Source organism: Acetobacterium sp. MES1 (assembly GCF_002237635.1).
GTDB lineage: Bacteria > Bacillota > Clostridia > Eubacteriales > Eubacteriaceae > Acetobacterium > Acetobacterium wieringae.
This window is the reverse complement of record NZ_MJUY01000025.1, coordinates 13,823-35,651: the sequence shown is the minus strand read 5'-3', so window position 1 is coordinate 35,651 and position 21,829 is coordinate 13,823. Positions and strand designations below refer to the sequence as shown.

Sequence of the window (21,829 nt, the reverse complement as noted above, 5' to 3'; positions counted from 1 at the left end):
CTGAGGGGAGAGGGGAAATGAAAAGAAAAATAGGACTATTGTTGATACTTAGCCTGGTCTTTGGCACGTCTGGAGTGTTGGCGGCGGGCTTGCCAGCCTATGGTGCTGATGAAGGTGTGATCATTTATGAAGTGAATAGCGGTGATGTTCTTTTTGCCCAAAAGCAGAATGAAAAATTCTATTCGGCCAGTACCACCAAATTGATGACGGCACTGGTAGCCATCGAACACGGTGATCTCAATGAGAACTTTACGGTGGGCGATGAAATTGCAAGTCTGGATGCCGACAGCAGCACGGCTGGTCTTGAAGCCGAAGAGGTGTTATCACTCAACGAATTGCTCTATGCCCTGTTGTTGCCGTCAGGAAACGATGCAGCGGAAACCATTGCGGTGAACATTGGCCGAAAAATTGCTGGCGACAGCTCGATCAGTTCGGATAAAGCCTATGAAACTTTTGTGGCAGCGATGAATAAAAAAGCTAAGGATATGGGGATGACCGGCAGCAATTTCACTAACCCCCATGGACTCCATAGCAGCAATCACTATACCACCCCGGCAGATATGCTGATCCTTGCTAAAGCGGCCTTTGAGGAGACCACCATTAAAGCGATTACCCGGGCCAAGGTTCATGAGGTTCAGACCAATAAGACGAAGCACAAGTGGAATAACTCCAACCTTTTATTATATTCCAACTTCAATGAACTGTCCGAGGAATATCGGGTGGCTAATAATCTCTCGGGAACGAATCCGGTCTTTAATGGCTATGCCACCAGCGGAAAAACGGGTTTCACCGAAGAAGCAAATAAATGCCTGGTTTTTGAGGGTGAAGGCAATGATAAGAATATGATCGGCATTATTTTATATGCGGATGAGACGGTGCTTTTTAAAGAAGCCAGCGATACCATTAATGCTGTAGTCAAAGAATATGAGTTGTTGGAATGGTCCGATCCGGAAGATGAAGAACGGGTCGTTCAGGTGGTTAATTATCATGTCTTTGATGGCAATAAGCTAAAGTACAAGACCAACGACCCGCTGATTACGGCGGTTCCTCAGGCCAATCAGGATAGCTACACGTCCAAGGTGAAATGGGATGAAACCAAAGTCATTGGTGACGAAACCCTGGCAAACCTCGAAGCCGATGTGAAAGCGGGAGAACAGATTGGGGAATTACAGGTTTATAATGGCGAAACCTTTGTAGAGGCTACCCCGGTATATGCGGTGAATGATATGAAGGCCCGTAACTGGACTGATTATCCGATCCTTTACTGGTATGTAACCATCATTGTGATCTTGATGCTGCTGGCGATAATGCGAATTATGTTTGTTCAGTTTATGCGCAAAAACAATATTAAATATAAAAAAATCAAAATCAAGGGAAAACAAAATTCTTCCGGGAGCAGATCTTCTGGTCAGTCACCGAAGCGAAGACGGTAGTCTATGAAAAAAATAATGGAGTCTGTCAGTAAAACAACAGACTCCAGCTATTTTTACTTGACATGTATAGACAAGTGGTTTATAATTTAGATAGTATTTAAAGCATTGAAGTGCAGAATACGAATCAATTTTAAGATACGAAAATGATGCCATGAAGGTATTTCCAGAGTTGAAACTTGGGAGGTGTTCTTCGTGTTTTTTGTGTTAAGTTAAATTTTGAGGAGGTTTTATTATGCACATGGCAGATGCTTTAGTTTCTCCGGCAGTCGGAGGAATCATGCTTGCGGCGAGCGCCGGAGCAATCGCCTATTCGGCGTATAAATGTAAAGACGATTTAGATGAAAAGAAGATCCCGTTAATGGGGGTTATGGGGGCCGTAATTTTTGCCGGACAGATGATTAATTTCACCATTCCGGGAACTGGTTCCAGTGGACACATTGGTGGGGGGATTTTGCTGGCAGCCTTATTGGGGCCTTTTCCGGCCTTTTTGACCCTGACGGCAGTATTACTTATTCAGGCTTTATTCTTTGCTGATGGAGGACTGTTGGCCTTGGGGGCAAATATCTGGAATCTTGGTTTCTATGCCTGTTTACTGGTTTACCCCTTTGTCTTTAAACCGATCGTAAAAAAAGGGCTGACACCAACTCGGATATCGGTGGCATCGGTGGTATCGGTTATTTTAGCCTTAACCCTGGGAGCTATTTCGGTGGTGATCCAGACTCTGGCTTCTGGCATTACTGAATTGCCGATGGCAACCTTCATGGGGATGATGATTCCAATTCATCTGGCGATTGGTCTGGTTGAAGGGGTTGTTACCGGCGGAATTTTAGTCTTCATCTACAAGATGAGACCAGAACTGCTGGAATCGTCCATGGATAATAAAAAATTGCCCAAAAATTTGTCAATTCAAAAAGTACTGGGCGTTTTGCTGGTGTTTGCCGTTGTTGTTGGTGGCGGTTTGTCGCTGTTGGCATCATCCAATCCGGATGGTTTGGAATGGTCAATGGAAAATGTAGCGGGTACCGCCGAGCTGGAAGCCTCGGGCAATGCCTATGACAGTGCTGCTGGGATTCAGGAAAGCACGGCTTTCTTGCCGGATTATGGATTTAAATCAACGGATGGTGAAGGCTCAGCCGCTGGTACCAGTGTTTCTGGCATAATTGGCGCTGGGATTACCCTGATCCTGGCAGGTGGAACGGGTTATCTGATTTACGCTGTCAAACGCCGAAAAGAAAAAACAGTATAGTTGTTTTAATACTAATTGAAATGAAAATCTTTATATGGTAATATTAACAATAGTTTGCTTAATAACCTCTGTTTAGTAACAGAGGTTATTTAATATTTAAGTGAAAGGTAGTCCCAATGTCAACAATTACCGATTCCATGAATACAATCAGTTCCCTTGAAGAAATGGCCGATGGCAACACCATCATTCATCGCCTCCATCCAATGGTCAAACTGATCATTACGATGCTTTATCTGGTGCTGGTGATTTCATTTAACCCCTATAATATTACTGGACTGATGGTTTTTGCATTCTATCCGGTGATTTTAATGGCACTGGCTGAAATTCCCTATAAACCCTTGCTGAAACGGCTTTTAGTAGCACTGCCCTTTTCTTTTTTTGCAGGTTTATCCAACATCATTTTTAATCAGCAACTGGCTCTGATGATTGGGCCGATGCCAATCAGTTACGGGGTCCTCTCCTTTATTTCGATTATGGTTAAAACGATTTTTACGGTCATGGCGGTGATGATCCTGATTGCCACGACCTCACTACCTAAAATATCCTATCAACTCTTATCCATTAAGGTGCCCAAAATTATTGTGGAGCAGATCATGCTGACCTACCGTTATATATCGGTGTTGCTGGAACAAGTTTCCAACATGTATACGGCCTATATTTTACGAGCTCCGGCTGCCAAGGGGATTAAAATGAAGGACATGGGTGTCTTTGTCGGGCAATTGTTGCTAAAGAGTTTTGATCGGGCCGAGAGCATCTATGTTGCCATGAAATGTCGAGGCTACGATGGCAATTATCTGTATGCCAAACCCAGCCCGATTCAAAAGGGCGATTGGCTGTTTCTGGTTTTAGCTTCGGGGATTTTGTGTTTGATGCGATTTTTTGATTTGAGCCTGTTTATCGGCAGTTTTTTATAATGAGGAGTTCCAATGCTGAAAATTGATAAATTAAACTATGCCTATCCCGATGGTCATCAGGCGATCCGGGATATTAATCTTACAATTGAAGAGGGTGAGAGCATCGCCTTGGTGGGAGCCAACGGTGCTGGTAAATCCAGCTTGTTCAAACTGATTGTCGGTGTTTCCGAGATTAAAGAGGGATCAATAATGGTTGATGAACTCGCCGTTGGAAAAAAGACCCTGAAGGATATTCGTCGCCGGGTTGGGATGGTTTTTCAAAATCCTGATGATCAACTGTTTATGACCAAGGTTTATGATGACATTGCCTTTGGCCCACGCAATGAATTACTGGATGAGCATGTGGTCGAAGAGCGGGTGGTCAATGCCATGGAACAACTGGGCATCATCCACCTCCGGGATCGGATGCCTCATCGCTTATCTGGCGGTGAAAAACGGGTCATTGCCATTGCCTCTGTGCTGGCTATGGATCCCCGGGTGATTTTATTTGACGAACCGACCTCGTTTCTCGATCCCCAGGCCAGACGAAACGTTATTAATACCCTGGACTCTCTGAAGATGACAAAAATTATTGCCACCCATGATCTGGATATGGCCCTGGATATTTGTGACCGGGTGATTATCTTACACCATGGCAGTGTGTTTGCCGATGGCCGTGTCAAAGACATCTTGCTGGATGAGGCGCTCTTATCCCAATGTCATCTGGAGCTGCCCCTGTGTATGCAAAAACCCCGGATTCGATAAATGGATGATTCCGGGAAAGTAAAAGCTTGATGTCGTCAGGCTTTTTTTAGATTTCAGAGCAAGGGACCAAAAAGATTACGAATTTACTAAAGAATAGCACCGGGAAATGGTTTCTTAATTGAATTTTTAAATTTTATACGATATAATTAATGCAATGTTTGGGAGGTCAAGGATGGCAAAAAAAGATTATTCGAATATTGGTAATGATATTAAAGATATTGTTCAGGATGCCTTGAATTCAGAGGAGTTCAAAGAACTGAATAAAAACATTACTGCAACTGTCGCCCGGGCCATGGATGAGGTCAAACGCAGTGGTGAGTATTGGCAGGAGCAGCAACGTCAGCAGCGGGAAAATAATCAGAAAGCCAAACGGCAGGCAGCTAATGGCAGAAGAACCCGGGAAAAAATAAACAAGCCGCAGCCACCGGAAATGGTTGCCAGAAACGCTGTTCAGAATGCCTACAGTCCGGTTAAAAAACAGCCCAATAATTTGATTTCAAAATCACCGCACGGTCGGGTTTCCGGCATGTTACTGATGGTCTTTGGAAATATCGGCATTGGGGTGTCACTGTTATTGCTACTGATATTTTCATCAGTATTTGGCTTTACCTTTACCAGTATGCCGCTTCTGGGAATCAGTGCTGGTATTTTGTTGCCAATTTTTACGGTCAGTGCGCTGATGTCGGCCAAGGGCTCAAACCTGCGGGGGCGGGTGAAGCGCTTTCGCCAGTATGCCAGCCGCCTCAGAGGTCGCGAATTCTGTAAGATCAGTGATTTGTCTGATCCGATTGGTCGCAGTAAGAAATATGTGGTCAAGGATCTGCGCAAAATGATCAGTCTGGGAATGTTTCCCCAGGGACGATTTGATGAAAATGAAGAATATCTGCTGATCAGCGATGAAGCCTATCAGAACCATTTAAAGCTTAAAGAAGGAAAAAAACTTCAGGAAGAAAAAGCGCGCATGGAACAGGTAGCGCTGGATCAGAAAAGAAAACTGGAAACGGAAAATCCGGAAATGAAGGCGGTTCACGAGGTAATTGCCGAGGGGCAGGATACCATCCGGCAGATCAATGAGGCAAATATAGCCATTGAAGGCGAAATCATTTCTCAGAAACTGGATCGGTTGGAAAAAGTGATCACCAAGATTTTTGAATTTATAGAAGAAAACCCCGATGGTTTGCCGGAAATTCGCAAGTTTATGGGCTATTATCTGCCAACTACCCTAAAGCTGGTTTCGGTTTATCGAGATCTGGATGCGGAACCGATTCAAGGGGCCAATATTCAGGCCACCAAAAAAGAAATCGAAGATACCCTGGATACCATCAGTCATGCCTTTGAAAACCTGCTCGACAGTTTTTATGAGGATACCGCCATGGATGTCTCTACTGATATCTCGGTACTCAACACCATGCTGGCCCAGGAAGGGCTGACAAACAGAGAATTCAAAAAATAATCGCATCAGTTAAGAAATGATGAGTTTCGATAAAGTAACTATTAAAGATGACTAACCCAAAATTATAACGAGGAGTATTGCAATGGAAGATAGTATGAACGATTATTCCCAGGTAACCCCGACCCTGACCTTTGACCCATTTGAGGAAGAAAAAGCCGTAACGACCAATATCGATCAGGAACTAAAGGGGGAACGGGAAGTATTTGACGAAAGCCGACTGACCCCGGAAGAGCGAAAAATGGTCGACGATTTTGCCAGTAAAATCGACCTCACCAATTCCAGTCTAGTGATGCAGTTTGGGGTTGGGGCCCAGAAAAAAATCGCTGATTTCTCCGAAACGGCCCTGAATAATGTCCGCACCAAAGACATGGGTGAAGTGGGCAAAATGCTCGGCGATATGGTCATGGAATTACGAAACTTTGATATCGAGGAGGAAGACAAAGGCTTTTTAGGCTTTTTCAAAAAAAGCAGCAATAAGCTCAGCTCCATGCAGACCCGGTATGCCTCCGCTGAAAGTAACGTTAACCGGATCTGTGAAGCCCTCGAAAAACATCAGGTGCAACTGTTAAAAGACGTGGCGATGCTGGATAAGCTTTATGATGTCAACAAAACCTATTTCAAAGAGTTATCAATGTATATTTTGGCCGGGAAAAAGAAACTTCAGGAAGTCGAAACCAAAGAATTACCGGAGCTGATTAAGCGGTCTCAGATCAGCGGACTGCCGGAAGATGCACAGGCGGTGAATGATTTGTCAGCGATGTGCAACCGCTTTGAGAAAAAAATTCATGATCTGGAACTGACGCGGATGATCTCGATTCAAATGGCTCCGCAGATCCGACTGGTACAGCATAATGATACCCTGATGGCTGAAAAAATTCAATCGTCCATTGTGAACACCATTCCACTCTGGAAAAGCCAGATGGTGCTGGCCCTGGGGGTGGTCCATTCCGGCCAGGCAGCTAAAGCCCAGCGGGAAGTCACCAATATGACCAATGAATTATTGAGAAAGAATGCGGAAACTTTAAAGATGGAATCCATTGCCACTGCCAAAGAATCGGAACGGGGCATTGTTGATATCGAAACCCTGCGTATTTCTAACGAGTCGTTGATTTCAACCTTTGACGAGGTGTTACGTATCCAGACTGAGGGACGCCAGAAACGAAAAGAAGTGGAAGCTGAGCTGGAAAAACTGGAAAATGATTTAAAAGTTAAAATGCTGGAAATTAGAAAATAAATAAGAAATATATTAAAAAGACAATCAGTGCTAAAGACTGGTTGTTTTTTTTAGTAAGCATCATTCAGCTGATCATTGCTTACTGATTGCTAATCGGCCAGAGGCTTAAGAAGATGACACTATATTCGATTAAAAAATTAATAATTGTATAATTGTCCAATGGATAGGTAATTAGTTGGCTTTAATACCATTGATAACTGTTAGAGATTGGGTATAATTATAATCAATAGTATTTTGCTAAGCGCATCAAGCGGGAATCTTCGTAGCTCGATCTTGGTTGAGCCGATATTTTCTGAAATGGCGTAAATCAACAAGGTTTAACAAACTGGCGTAGCGGGCAAGGTATTTATCAATTATAGGAGGAAAGCTATGGCAACTTTTTTTACCAATGATCATGTTGCATTGTATTATGAGGTAAAGGGTACAGGAAGCCCCTTACTGATGATTCCCGGATGGACGTGTACAACCCAGTTTTTTAAAAAGAACAGCGATGTTCTGGCCAAAGATTTTCAGGTTATTCTGCTGGATTTCCGGGGACATGGCGAATCGGAAAAGGTCTTACACAGTCACCGGATCTCCCGCTATGCCATGGATGTCAAGGAATTGCTGGATCAACTCGATGTAAAGGATGTCACCGTGTTGGGGTGGTCCATGGGGGTTGCAGTGCTGTGGAGCTATCTGGAATTATTTGGTAACCATCGGGTGAGCAAACTGATTTGTGTTGACCAGGCACCACTTCAGTATACCGGGCCAGATTGGGTTTGGGGACAGAATGGTTGTTATGATGTGGAAATGTTTATCCGAACCTGCTGTGCCATCGAATATGCACCGCGCGAAAGTGCAGAAGGCTTGGCTTTTGGCTGTCTCTACCATCAACCGACACCAGAAGAAGTAAAATTTATAGCCGACGAAATATCAAAATGCCCACCGAAGGTGCGAATTGAGATTATGCGGGATCATACCAACTTAGACTGGCGGGATTTGTTGCCATTGATCAATCTCCCCACTCTGGTGTGTGTAGCCCGACACAGTGCAGTCTTTGACTGGCAGGGCAGTGCCTATGTTGCTGAGCAGATTCCCGAAGCACAACTGGTGTTTTTTGAAGATTCCGGTCATATGCTTTTCTGGGAAGAAGCCGAAAAATTCAATCAAGTCGTTGCCAATTTTATCAAAGCCTAAAAAAATAGTGTCAACAATAGCATGGGTTGTTGCTTTACCCATGCTATTGTTTTTAAGACTCAAGAAAACGAATTGAAAGGAGAACCCAAATGAAAATCGTGATTGCTCCGGACTCCTTCAAAGGATCTTTATCAGCTACTGCAGTTTGTGACATTGTCGAAGGTGCGATTCTAAAAATTATGCCAACCGCTGAGATTGTGAAGATACCCATTTCTGATGGGGGAGAGGGGCTGGTGGAGGTACTGGTCAGGCACCAATCCGGTGAAAGGATCACAATAAAAGCAAAAGACCCCTTAGCCAGAGAAATAACCGCGGCCTACGGGATTCTCCGCGGCGGGGTGGCAGTAATTGAAATGTCGGCCGCTTCTGGTTTGCCACTACTTACTGATGACGAGCGTAATCCGTTGAAAACAAGTACCTATGGCACCGGAGAAATGATTGCCGATGCCATTAAGCGGGGCTGTCGCAAGATCATTCTGGGTTTAGGGGGCAGTGCCACTAACGACGGCGGATTGGGTGTTGCCAATGCTCTGGGGGTATGTTTTTATGATCAGGAGATGGAACGGCTAGAACCAATTGGTGAAAATTTATGTCGGGTGAAAACAGTCGATACCAGTAAGGCCGAGATCTTATTAAAGGGAGTGGAGATTACCGTTGCCTGCGATGTAGAAAATGTCCTTTGCGGCCATCTGGGAGCAGCAGCAGTTTATGGACCCCAAAAAGGTGCCAACCCGGATATGGTGACTTTTCTGGATCGGGGACTCGAAGCTTTTGGTCAGTTGCTGGAGATGAAAACGGGGATGAAGCTGATCCAATTAAAAGGGATCGGTGCGGCCGGTGGGATGGCCTTACCTTTGGTGGCTTTCTTCAATGCGCAGCTAAAATCTGGTCTCGAGATTGTATTGGATGAAATTGGTTTTGATTCTGCAATTTGCGGGGCAGATATGATTATTACCGGTGAAGGGAAAACCGATGCGCAGAGTGTGATGGGCAAGGTAATTTCTGGGGTCGGAAAACACGGAAAAAACCAGAATATCCCAGTTGTGGTGATCTCCGGCGCCTTGGATGTGGGCTATGAAACCATCTATCAGTGTGGCGTGGTGGCGGCTTTTGCCCTCTTTAGCAATGATCGGGGGCTGGCATGGCACATGGAAAATGCGGCTGAATTATTGGAGCAACGCATTTGCGACCTTTTTCGTTTTCTGGCGATTATCTGTATGATCCCACAAAATTCAAGTCAGAAAAAAAGGAGTGGATAGATGCTGGATAAAAAAATAGCGCAAAAAATAGCCGATGAGGTGATGAACACCTTGGGTTATAACATCAATGTTATGAATAAGAATGCCATTATTATTGGGAGCGGTTTACCGGAGCGACTGGGCACCTTTCACGAAACTGCGATGTTTGCCATCCGTCATTCCGTTACTTGTGAAGTCACCGAAGAGGAGGCCAAAAAACTTCAGGGTGTAAAGCCAGGGATCAATATGCCGATTGTGGATAAAGCTGGTGATGTCATCGGGGTAGTGGGAATAACCGGCGATCCGGATGAAGTACGCAACATTGGCAAACTGGTGAAAATGACCGCCGAACTGATCATTGAACAGCAGGAAACGATGAACCGCTTCTATACTCACCGTAACGACAAGGAAATATTTTTAAATACCTTAATCAGCGAGCAGCGAACCATCAGTGAAGAAGAAATAAGGGATTGGGGCGAGCGCATCGGTTATAATATGGAAAGCAATCGGGTGGCGGTCATTCTGAGTTTTACTGCGGATTATCAAAATTCGGAAGAAAGTATGCTTGAAAAAATCCTTAACCAGATTAAGCAGTCAGACAGTCATCTAAAAAATGACATCTCATCAGTGATGTCCGGTGGTTTTATTTTAGTGTTTAAATGCCTTAAAAAAACCGAACCATGGGAAATCGAAAAAACCATCAAAAAATATTTGGATGCTTCAATCAGTAGCGAAGATGCCAAAAATATGCAGTGTTTTGTGGGGAGCTATTACTTGGGGATTGAGGGTTATGTGAAATCTTATGCCGATGCCTATGGAATGTATCGCAGTGGTGTCTATAAAAGAGATCAGCATGTTTATTTTTCACATCAGCACTATTTCTGGCGGCTCTATAATCAATTGGACAAGGAAACTTACGCGTTGGCGGTGGAACCTTATATAAAAAAAATACAGAAATATTTCGGAAAAGGTACAGATGAAGCGATGTTGACCATGCGCAAAATAATTGAACATCACTTTCATTTTGATTTAGTGGCTGGGGATTTGTTTATCCATAAAAATACGGTTATTTTTAGAAAAAAGAAAATGGAGGAGTGTCTGGGATTTCCGATCAAATGTGGCAGTGATGACAATCTTTTATTTATGATAATTCTTAATCATTATGAAAAATTAAAAAAAATTAAAGATCAGCCAATCAGGTAAAATTTTGCAGATATTATGGAATTGTAACTAAAAATATGATATTATAGTGACAAATAATATTTGAAAGAGGAATAGAATTGGACGACGTACCGTTATATGAGACAAAAACGAAAACAAAAACGAAAACAAAAACGAAAACAACAACTCAATTGACCAGACCATTGATAGTGATGGCTGATGGATCTGTTTACTGGGAGGAATCTTAGTCAATGGATAACAGTGTGATAGGTTTTATAATTGTTCTGGGGGTGATGTTGCTGATGTCGGCATATTTTTCGGCGACAGAAACGGCATTTACTTCCCTTAATCGTATTCGCATTAAGAATCTGGCAAAGGATGGTAATAAGCGCGCAGCACAAGTACTGGCGCTTTCTGATCGCTATGATGCGTTATTATCAACGATTCTGATTGGTAATAACATCGTTAATATCGCCTCGGCTTCGATTGCCACAGTGGTGTTTGTTCAGTATTTTGGCAATGCTGGCGTAACCATTTCTACTGCAGTGATGACGGTGCTGGTGCTGATTTTCGGCGAAATTTCGCCCAAAAGTCTGGCCAAAGATTCACCGGAAAAATTTGCAATGTTTTCAGTCCCCTTTATCCGATTGCTGATGTTTCTTTTAACACCGGTCAATTTTCTTTTTTCGCAGTGGAAGAGGATGCTGGATCGATTGTTTAAGGTCAGCAGTGAACGCAGTATGACTGAAGAAGAACTGCTGACAATTGTCGAGGAAGCTGAAAATGATGGTGGCATCGATCTCCAGGATGGGGAACTGATCCGTAGTGCCATCGAATTTAATGACCTGGATGTGGATGACATCCTGACCCATCGGGTCGATGTCGTAGCGATTGATATGGATAACCCCAAGGAAGATATTGCCAAAATCTTTTTTGATACCGGCTTCTCCCGGTTGCCGGTTTATCAGGGCACCATTGATCAGATAATCGGTTTTATCAGTTATAAAGACTTTACCCATTACGTAGCCAATGGCAAAAGCAGTTTGGAGGAAATTATCAATCCGGTGGTTTTTATTACCCCAAACATGAAGATTTCCAAGCTATTAACCCTGCTTCAACAGAAAAAATGCCATATTGCAGTGGTGTCCGATGAATACGGCGGAACCGCCGGGATTGTTACCCTGGAAGATGTCATTGAGGAACTGGTGGGGGAAATCTGGGACGAACACGATGAGGTCATTGATGAATTTGTAAAAATTTCAGATCATGAGTACCGGATTCTAGGTAAAGCCAATCTGGGAAAAATGTTCGATCTGTTTGATATGGATGACGATTTTGATGTGATTACTGTTGGGGGGTGGATTGTTGAATTTCTCGATCGGGTTCCGGAGGTTGGTGAAAGTTTTGAGTTTGAAAATTTGGGCTTTACCATCACCCAGGCGGACGAACGGCATGTGATCGAAATTGTTGCAGTCAAACATGAGATTGTTGATGCTGAAGAAAAATAACCTTGTACAAAAATAAGAGAAATACGTCTGACAGACTAAAAGCTGTCAGGCGTATTTTCATGTCAGGCCATAATACCGTCAACCGTACCAATAAAGGTGTCCACATAGGTGTTGCGCTGATCAGTGCTGATTTGTTGATGCTTCAGCAGGCAAAGATAATCGTCAAAGGTTTGGATCAGCAGTTGATTGACCAGTCGGTATTTTTCGAGGATCACCGGGTCTTTTTTAACGCTCAATTCCCAGGTATCCTTCATATAAGAAAAGATATGATTGGTCATGTCCCGCATCATCCCGGCCAGCATTGCGACCTGGGGGTTTTGATAATCGGTATCTGCCTCATATGTGGAGTGCGGTGAAATATTGAGTCGCCCCTGCTCTTGCAGGGCTTTATAGGATGCGCTACCCTGCAGAATAATCATGTGATGATAGAGGACATTGACGCTAATTTCCAGTTTATCTAAAAGAGCGTTCCGTTTTAAAAAGTCGTAATTGACTTTCAGATCTTCCAGGGTCGAATCAGGCTCAAACATAATAAAACCGACGCTGGGTTCGATCCCGTATTTCCTGAGAATCCGCAGGGCGTTTTCATTATCGGCCACTGTGGTCAGCTTATTAAGTCGTTTAAGAGCTTCATCCCGACCACTTTCTAATCCGATGAGGATGTGCTTAAGACCGGCGTCCACCAAAGATTCGATGGTTTCCTCTTCGATATCGTCGGCTCGGGCTTCAATGCCAAAGTGGATCTGGCGTTCTTTTAAGAGACGGGCCAGTTTCAGGACCCGCTCTTTACCGGCATGACCGGGGCCGTAAAAGTTGGGATCCATAAAGTAGAAGTAGCGGATATCCGTTTCTTTCATCACCGCATCAATTTCGGCAATGATATTTTCCGGGCTTCGTCCCCGCCATTTCCTTTTAATATCACCATAGTAGGGGTTGATGTAACAGAATGTACAGCCGCCGTAACAGCCGCGACTACCGGAGATATTGACCTCACCAAACGAATAGGAACCCTTGCTGCGCAGCGGAAAGGGCAATGAATCCACATCCATAACGACCTCACCGCGGGTCGCGACAATGCTGTTATCAGTGCGCTTGGCAATTCCCGCATCAGGGACGGTCGGAAATTCTTCAACAAGTTTTAAAAAAGTCAGCTCGGTCTCGCCCAACAGAGCGGCATCAATGGCGGGGCAGCGGTTCAAGATTTCCTCATAGGCAAAGGTGGGGTAAAATCCATAAACACAGACATAGGCAATCCCGTAGCTTTGTTTGACGTGTTCGATAAATTGATACAGGGTCTGATTGTCCTTCCAGTGATACACCAGATGAATCCCTAAAATCGTCGGCGGTTGGGCCGCAATTTGTGCTTCAATGGCCGGATAATCCAGCTGTTCCAGATAAGCGTCCACAATGGTTATTGGAATGTTGTTGGCAGCCAGCATGCCACCGATGTAGCCGGTGTTAAGACAGGCGGACAGGGGGGCATTGGCGATATCGTTACAGCGATCAGCGCTGATGGAACGGGGATGCTCGAGTAGAATGACGTTCATGAGGTGACCTCCTGCCACATAAAGATATTTTTTTTAGTGTGATAGATTTCCAGTTCATACCGAGCCCGGTCGTAGGGCGCCGGGTTATAATAAGTCGGGTAGAGCAGATCGGTTTCAGGGGTGATCACGCCATGCTCCAGCGCCTGTTGTTCGACCCTGGTGCCCGGTAAAATCCGGATATTATTAAGGACGATCGTGCCCAGGGTTTTGGAAGCGTGATGGATTTTATAAATCGCATCAATAAGTTCCTTGGCTTCTTGCTGGGTGGCGGCGGTATCCCCGGGCGTATTGACCAGAAAGTGATAAACGGTAACCACGCCGCTGGCCGCCAGAACCTGAGCGGTGTCGAGGATATCCTGGACCTTCATATTTTTATCCAGCGCATCCAGTGCAGTCTGGCTGAGGCCATCGGGGGACAGTGAAAAACATTCACAGCCGGATTGGGTATAGAGCGCAACGTTTTCCTCGGTTAACAGGTTCTCCCGGAAAAAGCCGCTCCAGTTGATCGGGAGACCCCGCCGGATAATTTCGGCACAGATCGAATCGAGATGATCAACAGGAATATTAACCACCGAATCGGTGAAGTGAATTCGGGTGACACCGTAGGTTTCATAAAGAAATTGAATTTCGTCAACCACCGCTTCCGGGGTGCGGCAGCGCATTTTTGTTCCTTGCAGCAGCGGATAGGAACAATAGCCGCAGCAAAAACAGCAGCCCCGTTTGGTTTCCACGCCGATGCTTTCGACATATTTATTGACAGTGAGGTAGGGTCGGGGATCCAGCAGATCGCGGTTAGGCATGATATAGTCACGCATATCATAATCGCCGACTGGTGGGACAATGATCACCGCTTCTTTTTCTCGATAGCAAAGTCCTGGTAGCCGGGGCGGATCGTTAAGGTTATTAAGTAATGGGACGATGATGTTCTCGGCCTCGCCGGTGACGCCGAAATCTATTTCCGGATATTCGTTCATCAGCCGATCCGGGAACAACGAAAAGCCAGTACCGCCAACTAAGATTCTGGTCTTTGGGGCGTAGCGTTTAATCACCGCCAGAGTTACGGCAAAGCTGGGAATCAGCGATGAGGTTTTATTACCCAGAGGATCGATGTTACGCAGCGAAAGACAGATCACATCCGGCTGTACGAGATCCAGCTGCTGCCGCAGATCCCCATAGGGATCGAGGGCCATATTCATGTCAAAAAGCGCTAGCGTGTGATCGGTGCAGCGTTCAACCTGGGAGGCTAAAACGACGATTCCAATCGGATAAACCCGCTCGATATCGATGCCCTCCATTGAAAGGGCCTGGATGAAAAGTATTTTCATGATTTCTCCTTGGTTTGATTAGCAGTTAATTGGTATCCTGTTGAAAGCAAAGGCGATCCAGTGCCGACTGAGATCGGGCGGCAAAGATCAGGGCGGTGTCGGTGGTCAGGGGCATCAGCGGCGAGGTGACCAAATCGTGCTTTTCCAGTTCAATAGTCACCCAGGCTCCGGAAAAAACCTTGCCATTGTAGGTGTTTAAAAACATATTGATATCGCTCAGATGAGCTTTGACGGGGTGATGTTCATTAAAAAAATCATGGATCAGGATGATGCCGTCATCGCTTAAATGGCTGGCTGCAGTTTTTAAGACCCGTTCATTTTCCGCTTCAGCGTAGGCATGAACAATATTTGAAAGAATGATCAGCTGATATTTTTGAGTTAGCCCCCATTCCGGCTCCAGAATATTGGCGGGATGATAGCAGACCCGGTCAGAGAAAGTGGTGACCTCAACAATTTTTTGGGTCTGGGGCAGCATCTGTTTGATATCTAACAGGGTTGCGTTGGTGTCCGGGAAAGCTTTTAAAAAGGCCAGCGCCATGGCCCCGGAGCCGGTCCCGACATCGAGAATAGCACCACTAAGTTCTCTAAAAAAGGCAGTGCAGTCACGGGCTTTAAGCTTGGCGACATTGTCCATGGCCCGGATATAGTTGGCCCGGCGTCGGTTCAATTCCGTCTCGCTGATATCTTCCGGTAAAAAATTAACCCGGCCGCCAGCAGACAGCGAGGCTTTGAGGGTATTCCAGTCATCGCGCAGGTTTTTTCGCCACAGGATTGAGTCGCCCTGATAAAGCGGACTCTCTTTTAGTAGATATTCTTTGGTTATCAATTGGTTATAGTAAATGTTCTGGTGTTGTCCCAGCAAGCCAAGGCTTATTAAAAGAGCCAGGTACCGTTCCAGGGCGCTTTCGTTGGCGCCCAGCGCTGAGGCGAGCTCAGCGAGACTGGCACCCCGGATTCCGAAGTCATCGATGGTCTCAAAAAGATCCATCTCCAGCGCCGTGAACAGGGAATCGGAAACCCAGTAGGCCGTGGCCAGGTCTTCCAGATACTGACCGCCGTTGGTTTTAGGATCATAGCCCTTCATGACCATTGGTTACTCCGGCATCGGCAAAGGTTAAGACATCACTAATCACCCGGGCGGAAGATTCCACCAGATGCATGGCGACCGCTGCTCCGGTGCCTTCTCCCAGGCGGAAATTAAGGTTAAGCAGCGGTCTGAGCCCAAGGGCCTGCCACATCAGCTGATGTCCCGGTTCTTCACTCTGATGGGAGGGGATCATGTAATCCAGCGCCTGGGGACAGAGGGCCTTGGCAATCAACGCGCCGGCAGTGGAAATAAAGCCGTCCACCAGGACTGGTACCTGTTTGAAGGCGGCGCCCAGAATTACGCCGGCAATCCCGGCGATCTCGAAGCCGCCGACCTTGGCGAGGACATCGATGGGGTCGGTTTTGTCGGGTTGATGGCGGTTAATCGATTCCCGGATTACTTTGATCTTATTAATCAGAGCGGCGTTATCAATTCCAGTTCCCCGGCCGGTGACGGATGAAACCGGATACTCGGCCATGACGGCCAGGATTGCAGCGCTGGGTGTGGTGTTGCCAATCCCCATATCGCCGGTGGCCAAAAGGTTAATCCCCTGCTCTTCAATGACCTGAGTAGCCACGTTGATTCCGGCTTCCAGAGCAGCAATGGCCTGTTCCCGGGTCATTGCCGGTTCGCAGTAAAAGTTCCTGGTGCCATGGGCGATTTTGCAGTCGATGATGGCGCCTTGCTTAACCAGCTCGGGCATATCCACGGCGACGCCCATATCGACAACAATCACTTCAGCCCCGGCGGCTTTGGCCAGAACATTAATGCCAGCGCCGCCTTTGACAAAGTTTTCTACCATCTGAGGGGTGACTTCCTGGGGAAAGGCGGAAACGCCTTCAGCCACGACGCCGTGGTCCCCGGCCATGGTGATGACCATTTTTTTATCGACGTTGGGGCGGATGGTGCGTTGGATGCCAGCCAGTTGTTCAGCGACGACCAGCAGCTGACCGAGACTCCAGGGTGGAATGGCCAATTGTTCAATATGATCCCGGGCCGCCTGCCGCCACTTGGGATCGGCTGGTTCGGTGTTATCGATGACGTGTTTTAAGGTATATTTGGTTTCGATCATGGTACTTATCCCTTCTCTATGGTATTAATTATAATGCACAGCGTTTCGGGAGGTCACGGACCTCCCCTACGGTCTGATGATTTAGATCGGGTGCTGTTTTTAGTCCGATAAAAAATAATGAAACATCTATTTTAGAAACGTAGTGATTTGGCAGTTCGTAGGGGCGAACCGTGTTCGCCCGCATCATTTAATCAATAATTTAAGCCAGTCCGAAAAACTCCGCGGCCACATCGGCCGGACATTTACTGTCTCCGCAGACGGCACAGCCATGGGAGGGCGTCTGGGCCGCCAGGGCAGCAATCAGATTGGCCTGGTTAATGGCGTTTTTGACCTGTTCTTCCTGATTGCGGGCAACCCGGGACCGGGACATTGCCAGATCGCGGTTCCAGGCCGCGCCGCCACGCTTTAAGACATTAGCGGCATTAGCAGCGATCCGGGTGGTTTCGACACCGATACGGACATCGTCTTCATTGGGCAGACCCAGATGTTCGGCTGGAGTCAGATAACAAAGGAAGTCGGCCCCATGCATACCAGCAAAGGCCCCACCGATGGCACCGGATATATTATCATAACCGGGAGCAACATCGGTGGCCAGGAAGCCCAAAATATAATAGGGCACCTCAAAGCAAAGTCGTTTTTGCAGCAACATGGCTGAGGGTATATGGTTTAGGGGCACATGGCCGGGGCCTTCCACCATCACCTGAACGCCAGCTGCCAGGGCCCGTTTGGTTAGTTCGCCAGCAACCATCAAGCCACGTAGGTGGGCTTGATCGAGGGAGTCGGCGTTGGCGCCGGGTCGGATGGCATCGCCGATGCTTAAAACTGTATCGGTGGCTTTAAGAATTTCCAGCAACCGGTCAAACTGTTCATAGAGGGGGTTTTCTTTATCATTATGGAACATCCAGCCGGTCAGCAGCGAGCCGCCCCGACTGCAGATATCGGCCACCCGGCCAGTTTTCTTTAATATTTTGAGAAGATCCATATTTAGAGCCGAGTGGACAGCCATAAAATCCATACCGGCTTGACACTGCTTTTCGACCACGGAAAAAAGATCATCGGCCGTCATATTGACCATCAAGCCCCGTTTATCAGCCGCTTCTTTGGCCGCCTGATACACCGGCACACAGCCAGCGGCGATATTGGAATTACTTAAACTCAAGGTCCGCATCGTATCGATATCGGCACCCATACTTAAATCCATAAAGCCATGGGCACCGGCGGCTTCAATGATTTTTAGCTTTTTGACTTCCATTTCCATGTCATCGCGGTCACCGGAGGTGCCCATCAGACCGTTAACTTTGACGTCCAGTCCGCCGCCGATGCCGCAGATTTTAGAACGGTTGCGCAATTTATTTTTAGGAATGACAATCCGGCCAGCGGCTACTCCCGCCCGGATAAATTCCGGGGTGAAGCCTTCGCTAATCGCCACCATTTCCATTTCTTCGGTAATTTTACCCGCCCGGGCTTTTAACATTTGGGTCATCGTTCGTTCCTCACTTCCTGGTTTTCGTCTCGTAAATACTTGCCGATAATTTTCATGGCACAGAAGTCGCCGCACATGCTGCACTCGGAGGCGAAGTTGGTGCTGCGATCTTTCCAGACTTTTGTGGCAGTTTCGGTATCGATGGCCAGTTCCATCTGTCGGCCCCAGTTGAGTTCCCGCCGGGCGTGGGACATTTCCAGATCCCAGGCAATCGCCGCCGGATGACCTTTGCCGACATCACCGGCATGGGCGGCAATGCGGCTGGCCATCACGCCCAGATAGACATCTTCGGCACTGGGCATACCGATGTGTTCGGCCGGGGTCACATAGCAGAGAAAGTCCGCGCCATAATAGGCGGCAATCGCTCCGCCAATGGCACCAGTGACATGATCCATCCCGGCCCCGGAATCAGTGGGCAGACAACCAAAGACAAAGTAGGGTGCACCACCGCATAATTGTTTTTGTAATTGGACAGTCGTTTGAATCTGATCCAGCGGCACGTGGCCAGGACCTTTAACCATCACCTGAACGCCAGCCGCCCGGGCCTTTTTAACCAGGCCGCCGAGGATCACCAATTCATGAACCTGAGCGCCATCCAGTGAATCAGCGATACAGCCGGGACGCATGCCGTCGGCAAAACTCAGGACGACATCATATTTTTTACAGATTTCCAGGACCCGGTCATATTGGGTAAAGAAAGGATTTTCACAGTGGTTGTGAATCATCCAGCCGATCAGATGGGAGCCTCCATAACTTACCAGGGGATCAATCCGGCCTTCTTCTTTGGCGCGGTTGATCACGTCCATGGTGGTGCCGCAGTGCAGGGCTAAAAAGCTGACACCATCAGCAGCCTGTTTTTCCATCATCGCAAACATGTCGTCGGCGGTCATATCTAAAGCGGTACCATATTTTTCCTGAGCCATGGCCAAGGTTTGATACAGGGGCAGGGTACCGACTGGCCGATCCACTGTAGCTAAGACTTTTTCACGCATTGCATCGATTGGGCCCCGGACACTTAAGTCCATCAGGGTATCGGCCTTGGCCTTAACGGCCTGGTCAATTTTAGCCATTTCACTGGCGATGGTGTCGTCAACTTCATACATCCCGACGCTGGCTGAGACCTTGGTAAACAGTCCTTTACCGACTGCCACCGGGTTGATATTGGGGCGGGCGCTTTTAAGAATAACGATTTCGCCAGCGGCCACTCCCTGGCGAATCAGCTCGGGATCGAGTCCTTCTTTTTCGGCCACATAAATCATTTCGGCGGTGATTTCACCCGCCCGTGCTTTTTCCAGAATTGTCATTGTTTCCTCCTGAATGATTGTTGGTATTTTAGAAAAAAAAAAAGCCCACAGCATTTATAAAAAAAATAACCGCCATGAACTTTACCTTCGTTCATTCAGGATCGATCATAGGCAGGTCTCCTGACTTGGGGTTTTAGCGCTACGCCACACCTTCCCATTAAAAAACAGTGGTCTTTGTGGTTTGCTCCGCCCTTACAGTGATGGGTTCGTTCAGGACTCTCACCTGATTCCCTATTCTCCTTATTGCTAAGGCACCATATGCTCGCTTTTCGATTTACTTGTTTTTGATTATACAACCTAAAAAATAAATGTGCAAGAAAAAAATTAAAAAAATGATTTGGACAGTTGAGATAAAAAAAGAATCAAACTATGTTATAATAAATCAAATGAATGAGGGAGGTGAGAGGATGAATCTTGTTTTTATCTGGTTGATTTTGTTTATCGTTTTTCTGGTAGCTGAACTGGTTACAGCTGGGGCGTTGGTTTCAATCTGGTTTTGTGTGGGCTCTTTGGTGGCTTTAGTTGCTGCCTATTTTGGCGCGGCTTTCTGGGTGCAGATGATCGTTTTTTTTGTCGTTTCCATTGGTTTATTATTGGGTACAAAGCCGTTTTTAAAGAAACATCTGGATCCCAAAAAAATGGCGACCAATGCCGATCGGATCCTTAAAAACCGGGGCATTGTTGAAGAAGAAATCAATAACCTCAAAGGTCAGGGGGCGGTCAAAATAGACGGGAAGTCCTGGTCAGCCCGGAATGTCGATGGTGAGGCTGTTATTCCGATTGGTGCTGAAGTGACTGTTGTGGGAATCGAAGGCGTTAAGGCCATGGTTCGGGCGGCTGAGAAAGAAACTATTTCAAAATAAAAGGAGGAAAAAACATGTATGGGCTCATTATTTTAGGTGTCATCTTTATCATTTTTATTGTTGTGATTATTGTCAATGCCAAGATTGTTCCTCAGGCCAATGCCTATGTAGTCGAACGGCTGGGAGCTTATCATTCTACCTGGGAAACCGGTTTTCATATTGCGATACCAATTATTGACCGGATCTCCAAACGAATCAGTTTAAAAGAGCGGGTAGCCGATTTTCCACCACAACCGGTTATCACCAAAGATAACGTCACAATGCAAATTGACACGGTTATATATTTGCAGGTAACCGATCCCAAATTTTATATGTATGGGGTGGATAATCCCATGAAGGCGATTGAAAACTTAACGGCTACGACCCTTCGTAATATCATCGGGGATATGGAGCTTGATGCAACGCTCACCTCCCGAGATGTCATTAATACCAAGATGCGGGTGATTCTCGATGAAGCCACCGATCCCTGGGGGATTAAAATCAATCGGGTGGAGCTTAAAAATATTATGCCACCAGAAGCGATCCAAAATGCGATGGAACGGCAGATGAAGGCCGAGCGGGAACGACGTGAAAAAATTCTTCAGGCCGAAGGGGAAAAAGCCAGCGCCATTCTGGTGGCAGAAGGTGAAAAATCTGCGGCAATTTTGCAGGCAGAAGGTTTGAAAGCGGCCGCTATTTTAAGCGCTGAAGCAGACCGGGAAGCCCAGATCAGACGGGCAGAAGGGGAAGCCGAAGCGATTATCACGGTTCAGGAAGCTGTTGCCAATGGGGTTAAAATGTTAAACGCTGCTGATCCAATCCAGTCGGTGATTGCGCTGAAGAGCTTATCAACCTTTGAAAAGGTAGCTGATGGCAAAGCCACCAAGATCATTATACCATCTGAAATTCAGAGCTTGGCCGGTCTGGCCACATCCCTCAGTGAAATTATGAAGGATCAGGCTAAAGTCAGTCAATAGAGTAATTTATAAACAACCATGAATGGGCAATTGGGAAATGGCTAGTCGTTTCTCAATTGCCCTAAGTTTTTAAATACATCAA

18 protein-coding genes and 1 riboswitch are annotated in these 21,829 nt (G+C 46.4%); of the genes, 12 read left to right on the top strand and 6 right to left on the bottom strand.

The window, feature by feature from the left end; translation table 11 throughout:
* The first annotated feature begins 17 nt into the window (after positions 1-17).
* The 10 genes from BI182_RS08590 (at position 18) to BI182_RS08545 (ending at position 12,110) form a co-directional block, all read left to right on the top strand.
* Entirely contained in the window at positions 18-1,433 is a 1,416-nt protein-coding gene (locus BI182_RS08590; protein ID WP_286806893.1) for a D-alanyl-D-alanine carboxypeptidase family protein, read from the top strand.
* Between the two features lie 232 nt (positions 1,434-1,665).
* Complete coding sequence (locus tag BI182_RS08585; RefSeq protein WP_070372758.1) at positions 1,666-2,679, top strand: energy-coupling factor ABC transporter permease; 1,014 nt, start codon at positions 1,666-1,668, stop codon at positions 2,677-2,679.
* Between the two features lie 116 nt (positions 2,680-2,795).
* Complete coding sequence (gene cbiQ, locus BI182_RS08580; RefSeq protein WP_286806891.1) at positions 2,796-3,593, top strand: cobalt ECF transporter T component CbiQ; 798 nt, start codon at positions 2,796-2,798, stop codon at positions 3,591-3,593.
* A 12-nt stretch (positions 3,594-3,605) separates the two neighbouring features.
* Positions 3,606-4,337 carry an energy-coupling factor ABC transporter ATP-binding protein gene (locus tag BI182_RS08575; protein ID WP_070372756.1) on the top strand — a complete coding sequence of 244 codons (732 nt, stop codon included), beginning with the start codon at positions 3,606-3,608 and terminating at the stop codon, positions 4,335-4,337.
* Positions 4,338-4,509: 172 nt separating this feature from the next.
* A complete protein-coding gene (locus BI182_RS08570; RefSeq protein ID WP_187389143.1) occupies positions 4,510-5,790 on the top strand; it encodes a 5-bromo-4-chloroindolyl phosphate hydrolysis family protein in 1,281 nt (426 codons plus the stop codon).
* An 82-nt stretch (positions 5,791-5,872) separates the two neighbouring features.
* Positions 5,873-7,024, top strand: a complete 1,152-nt coding sequence (locus BI182_RS08565) for a toxic anion resistance protein (protein ID WP_148636275.1) — start codon at positions 5,873-5,875, stop codon at positions 7,022-7,024.
* A gap of 369 nt (positions 7,025-7,393) precedes the next feature.
* Positions 7,394-8,203, top strand: a complete 810-nt coding sequence (locus BI182_RS08560; RefSeq protein ID WP_286806884.1) for an alpha/beta fold hydrolase — start codon at positions 7,394-7,396, stop codon at positions 8,201-8,203.
* 89 nt (positions 8,204-8,292) lie between these two features.
* Entirely contained in the window at positions 8,293-9,462 is a 1,170-nt protein-coding gene (locus tag BI182_RS08555) for a glycerate kinase (RefSeq protein ID WP_228882977.1), read from the top strand.
* On the top strand, positions 9,463-10,644 hold the full coding sequence (locus BI182_RS08550) for a CdaR family transcriptional regulator (RefSeq protein ID WP_286806879.1): 1,182 nt from the start codon (positions 9,463-9,465) through the stop codon (positions 10,642-10,644).
* 209 nt (positions 10,645-10,853) lie between these two features.
* Positions 10,854-12,110: an HlyC/CorC family transporter gene (locus tag BI182_RS08545; RefSeq protein WP_228882981.1), complete on the top strand. Its 1,257-nt coding sequence runs from the start codon at positions 10,854-10,856 to the stop codon at positions 12,108-12,110.
* A 62-nt stretch (positions 12,111-12,172) separates the two neighbouring features.
* Here BI182_RS08545 and BI182_RS08540 read toward each other — a convergent pair whose 3' ends face one another.
* From BI182_RS08540 to thiC, 6 genes are all read right to left on the bottom strand, one after another.
* Positions 12,173-13,657 (bottom strand): B12-binding domain-containing radical SAM protein, encoded by a 1,485-nt coding sequence (locus BI182_RS08540; RefSeq protein WP_286806876.1) that lies wholly within the window; start codon positions 13,655-13,657, stop codon positions 12,173-12,175.
* Positions 13,654-14,982: a B12 lower ligand biosynthesis radical SAM protein BzaD gene (gene bzaD, locus BI182_RS08535; RefSeq protein WP_286806873.1), complete on the bottom strand. Its 1,329-nt coding sequence runs from the start codon at positions 14,980-14,982 to the stop codon at positions 13,654-13,656. The genes BI182_RS08540 and bzaD overlap by 4 nt, the downstream gene beginning before the upstream one ends.
* A gap of 25 nt (positions 14,983-15,007) precedes the next feature.
* Entirely contained in the window at positions 15,008-16,072 is a 1,065-nt protein-coding gene (locus BI182_RS08530; RefSeq protein WP_286806870.1) for a class I SAM-dependent methyltransferase, read from the bottom strand.
* Positions 16,053-17,141 (bottom strand): nicotinate-nucleotide--dimethylbenzimidazole phosphoribosyltransferase, encoded by a 1,089-nt coding sequence (gene cobT / locus BI182_RS08525; RefSeq protein WP_286806867.1) that lies wholly within the window; start codon positions 17,139-17,141, stop codon positions 16,053-16,055. The genes BI182_RS08530 and cobT overlap by 20 nt, the downstream gene beginning before the upstream one ends.
* A gap of 199 nt (positions 17,142-17,340) precedes the next feature.
* Positions 17,341-18,624, bottom strand: a complete 1,284-nt coding sequence (gene bzaB, locus BI182_RS08520) for a B12 lower ligand biosynthesis ThiC-like protein BzaB (protein ID WP_286806865.1) — start codon at positions 18,622-18,624, stop codon at positions 17,341-17,343.
* On the bottom strand, positions 18,621-19,928 hold the full coding sequence (gene thiC, locus BI182_RS08515) for a phosphomethylpyrimidine synthase ThiC (protein ID WP_286806861.1): 1,308 nt from the start codon (positions 19,926-19,928) through the stop codon (positions 18,621-18,623). The genes bzaB and thiC overlap by 4 nt, the downstream gene beginning before the upstream one ends.
* A gap of 94 nt (positions 19,929-20,022) precedes the next feature.
* A riboswitch (cobalamin riboswitch) is annotated at positions 20,023-20,202 on the bottom strand.
* 133 nt (positions 20,203-20,335) lie between these two features.
* Between thiC and BI182_RS08510 the strand changes: the two genes are divergently transcribed.
* Together BI182_RS08510 and BI182_RS08505 are read left to right on the top strand one after the other, a co-directional pair.
* Positions 20,336-20,791 carry an NfeD family protein gene (locus BI182_RS08510; RefSeq protein WP_263992537.1) on the top strand — a complete coding sequence of 152 codons (456 nt, stop codon included), beginning with the start codon at positions 20,336-20,338 and terminating at the stop codon, positions 20,789-20,791.
* Positions 20,792-20,805: 14 nt separating this feature from the next.
* Positions 20,806-21,747, top strand: coding sequence for an SPFH domain-containing protein (locus BI182_RS08505; protein ID WP_263992536.1), 942 nt, complete (start codon positions 20,806-20,808; stop codon positions 21,745-21,747).
* Positions 21,748-21,829: the final 82 nt, after the last annotated feature.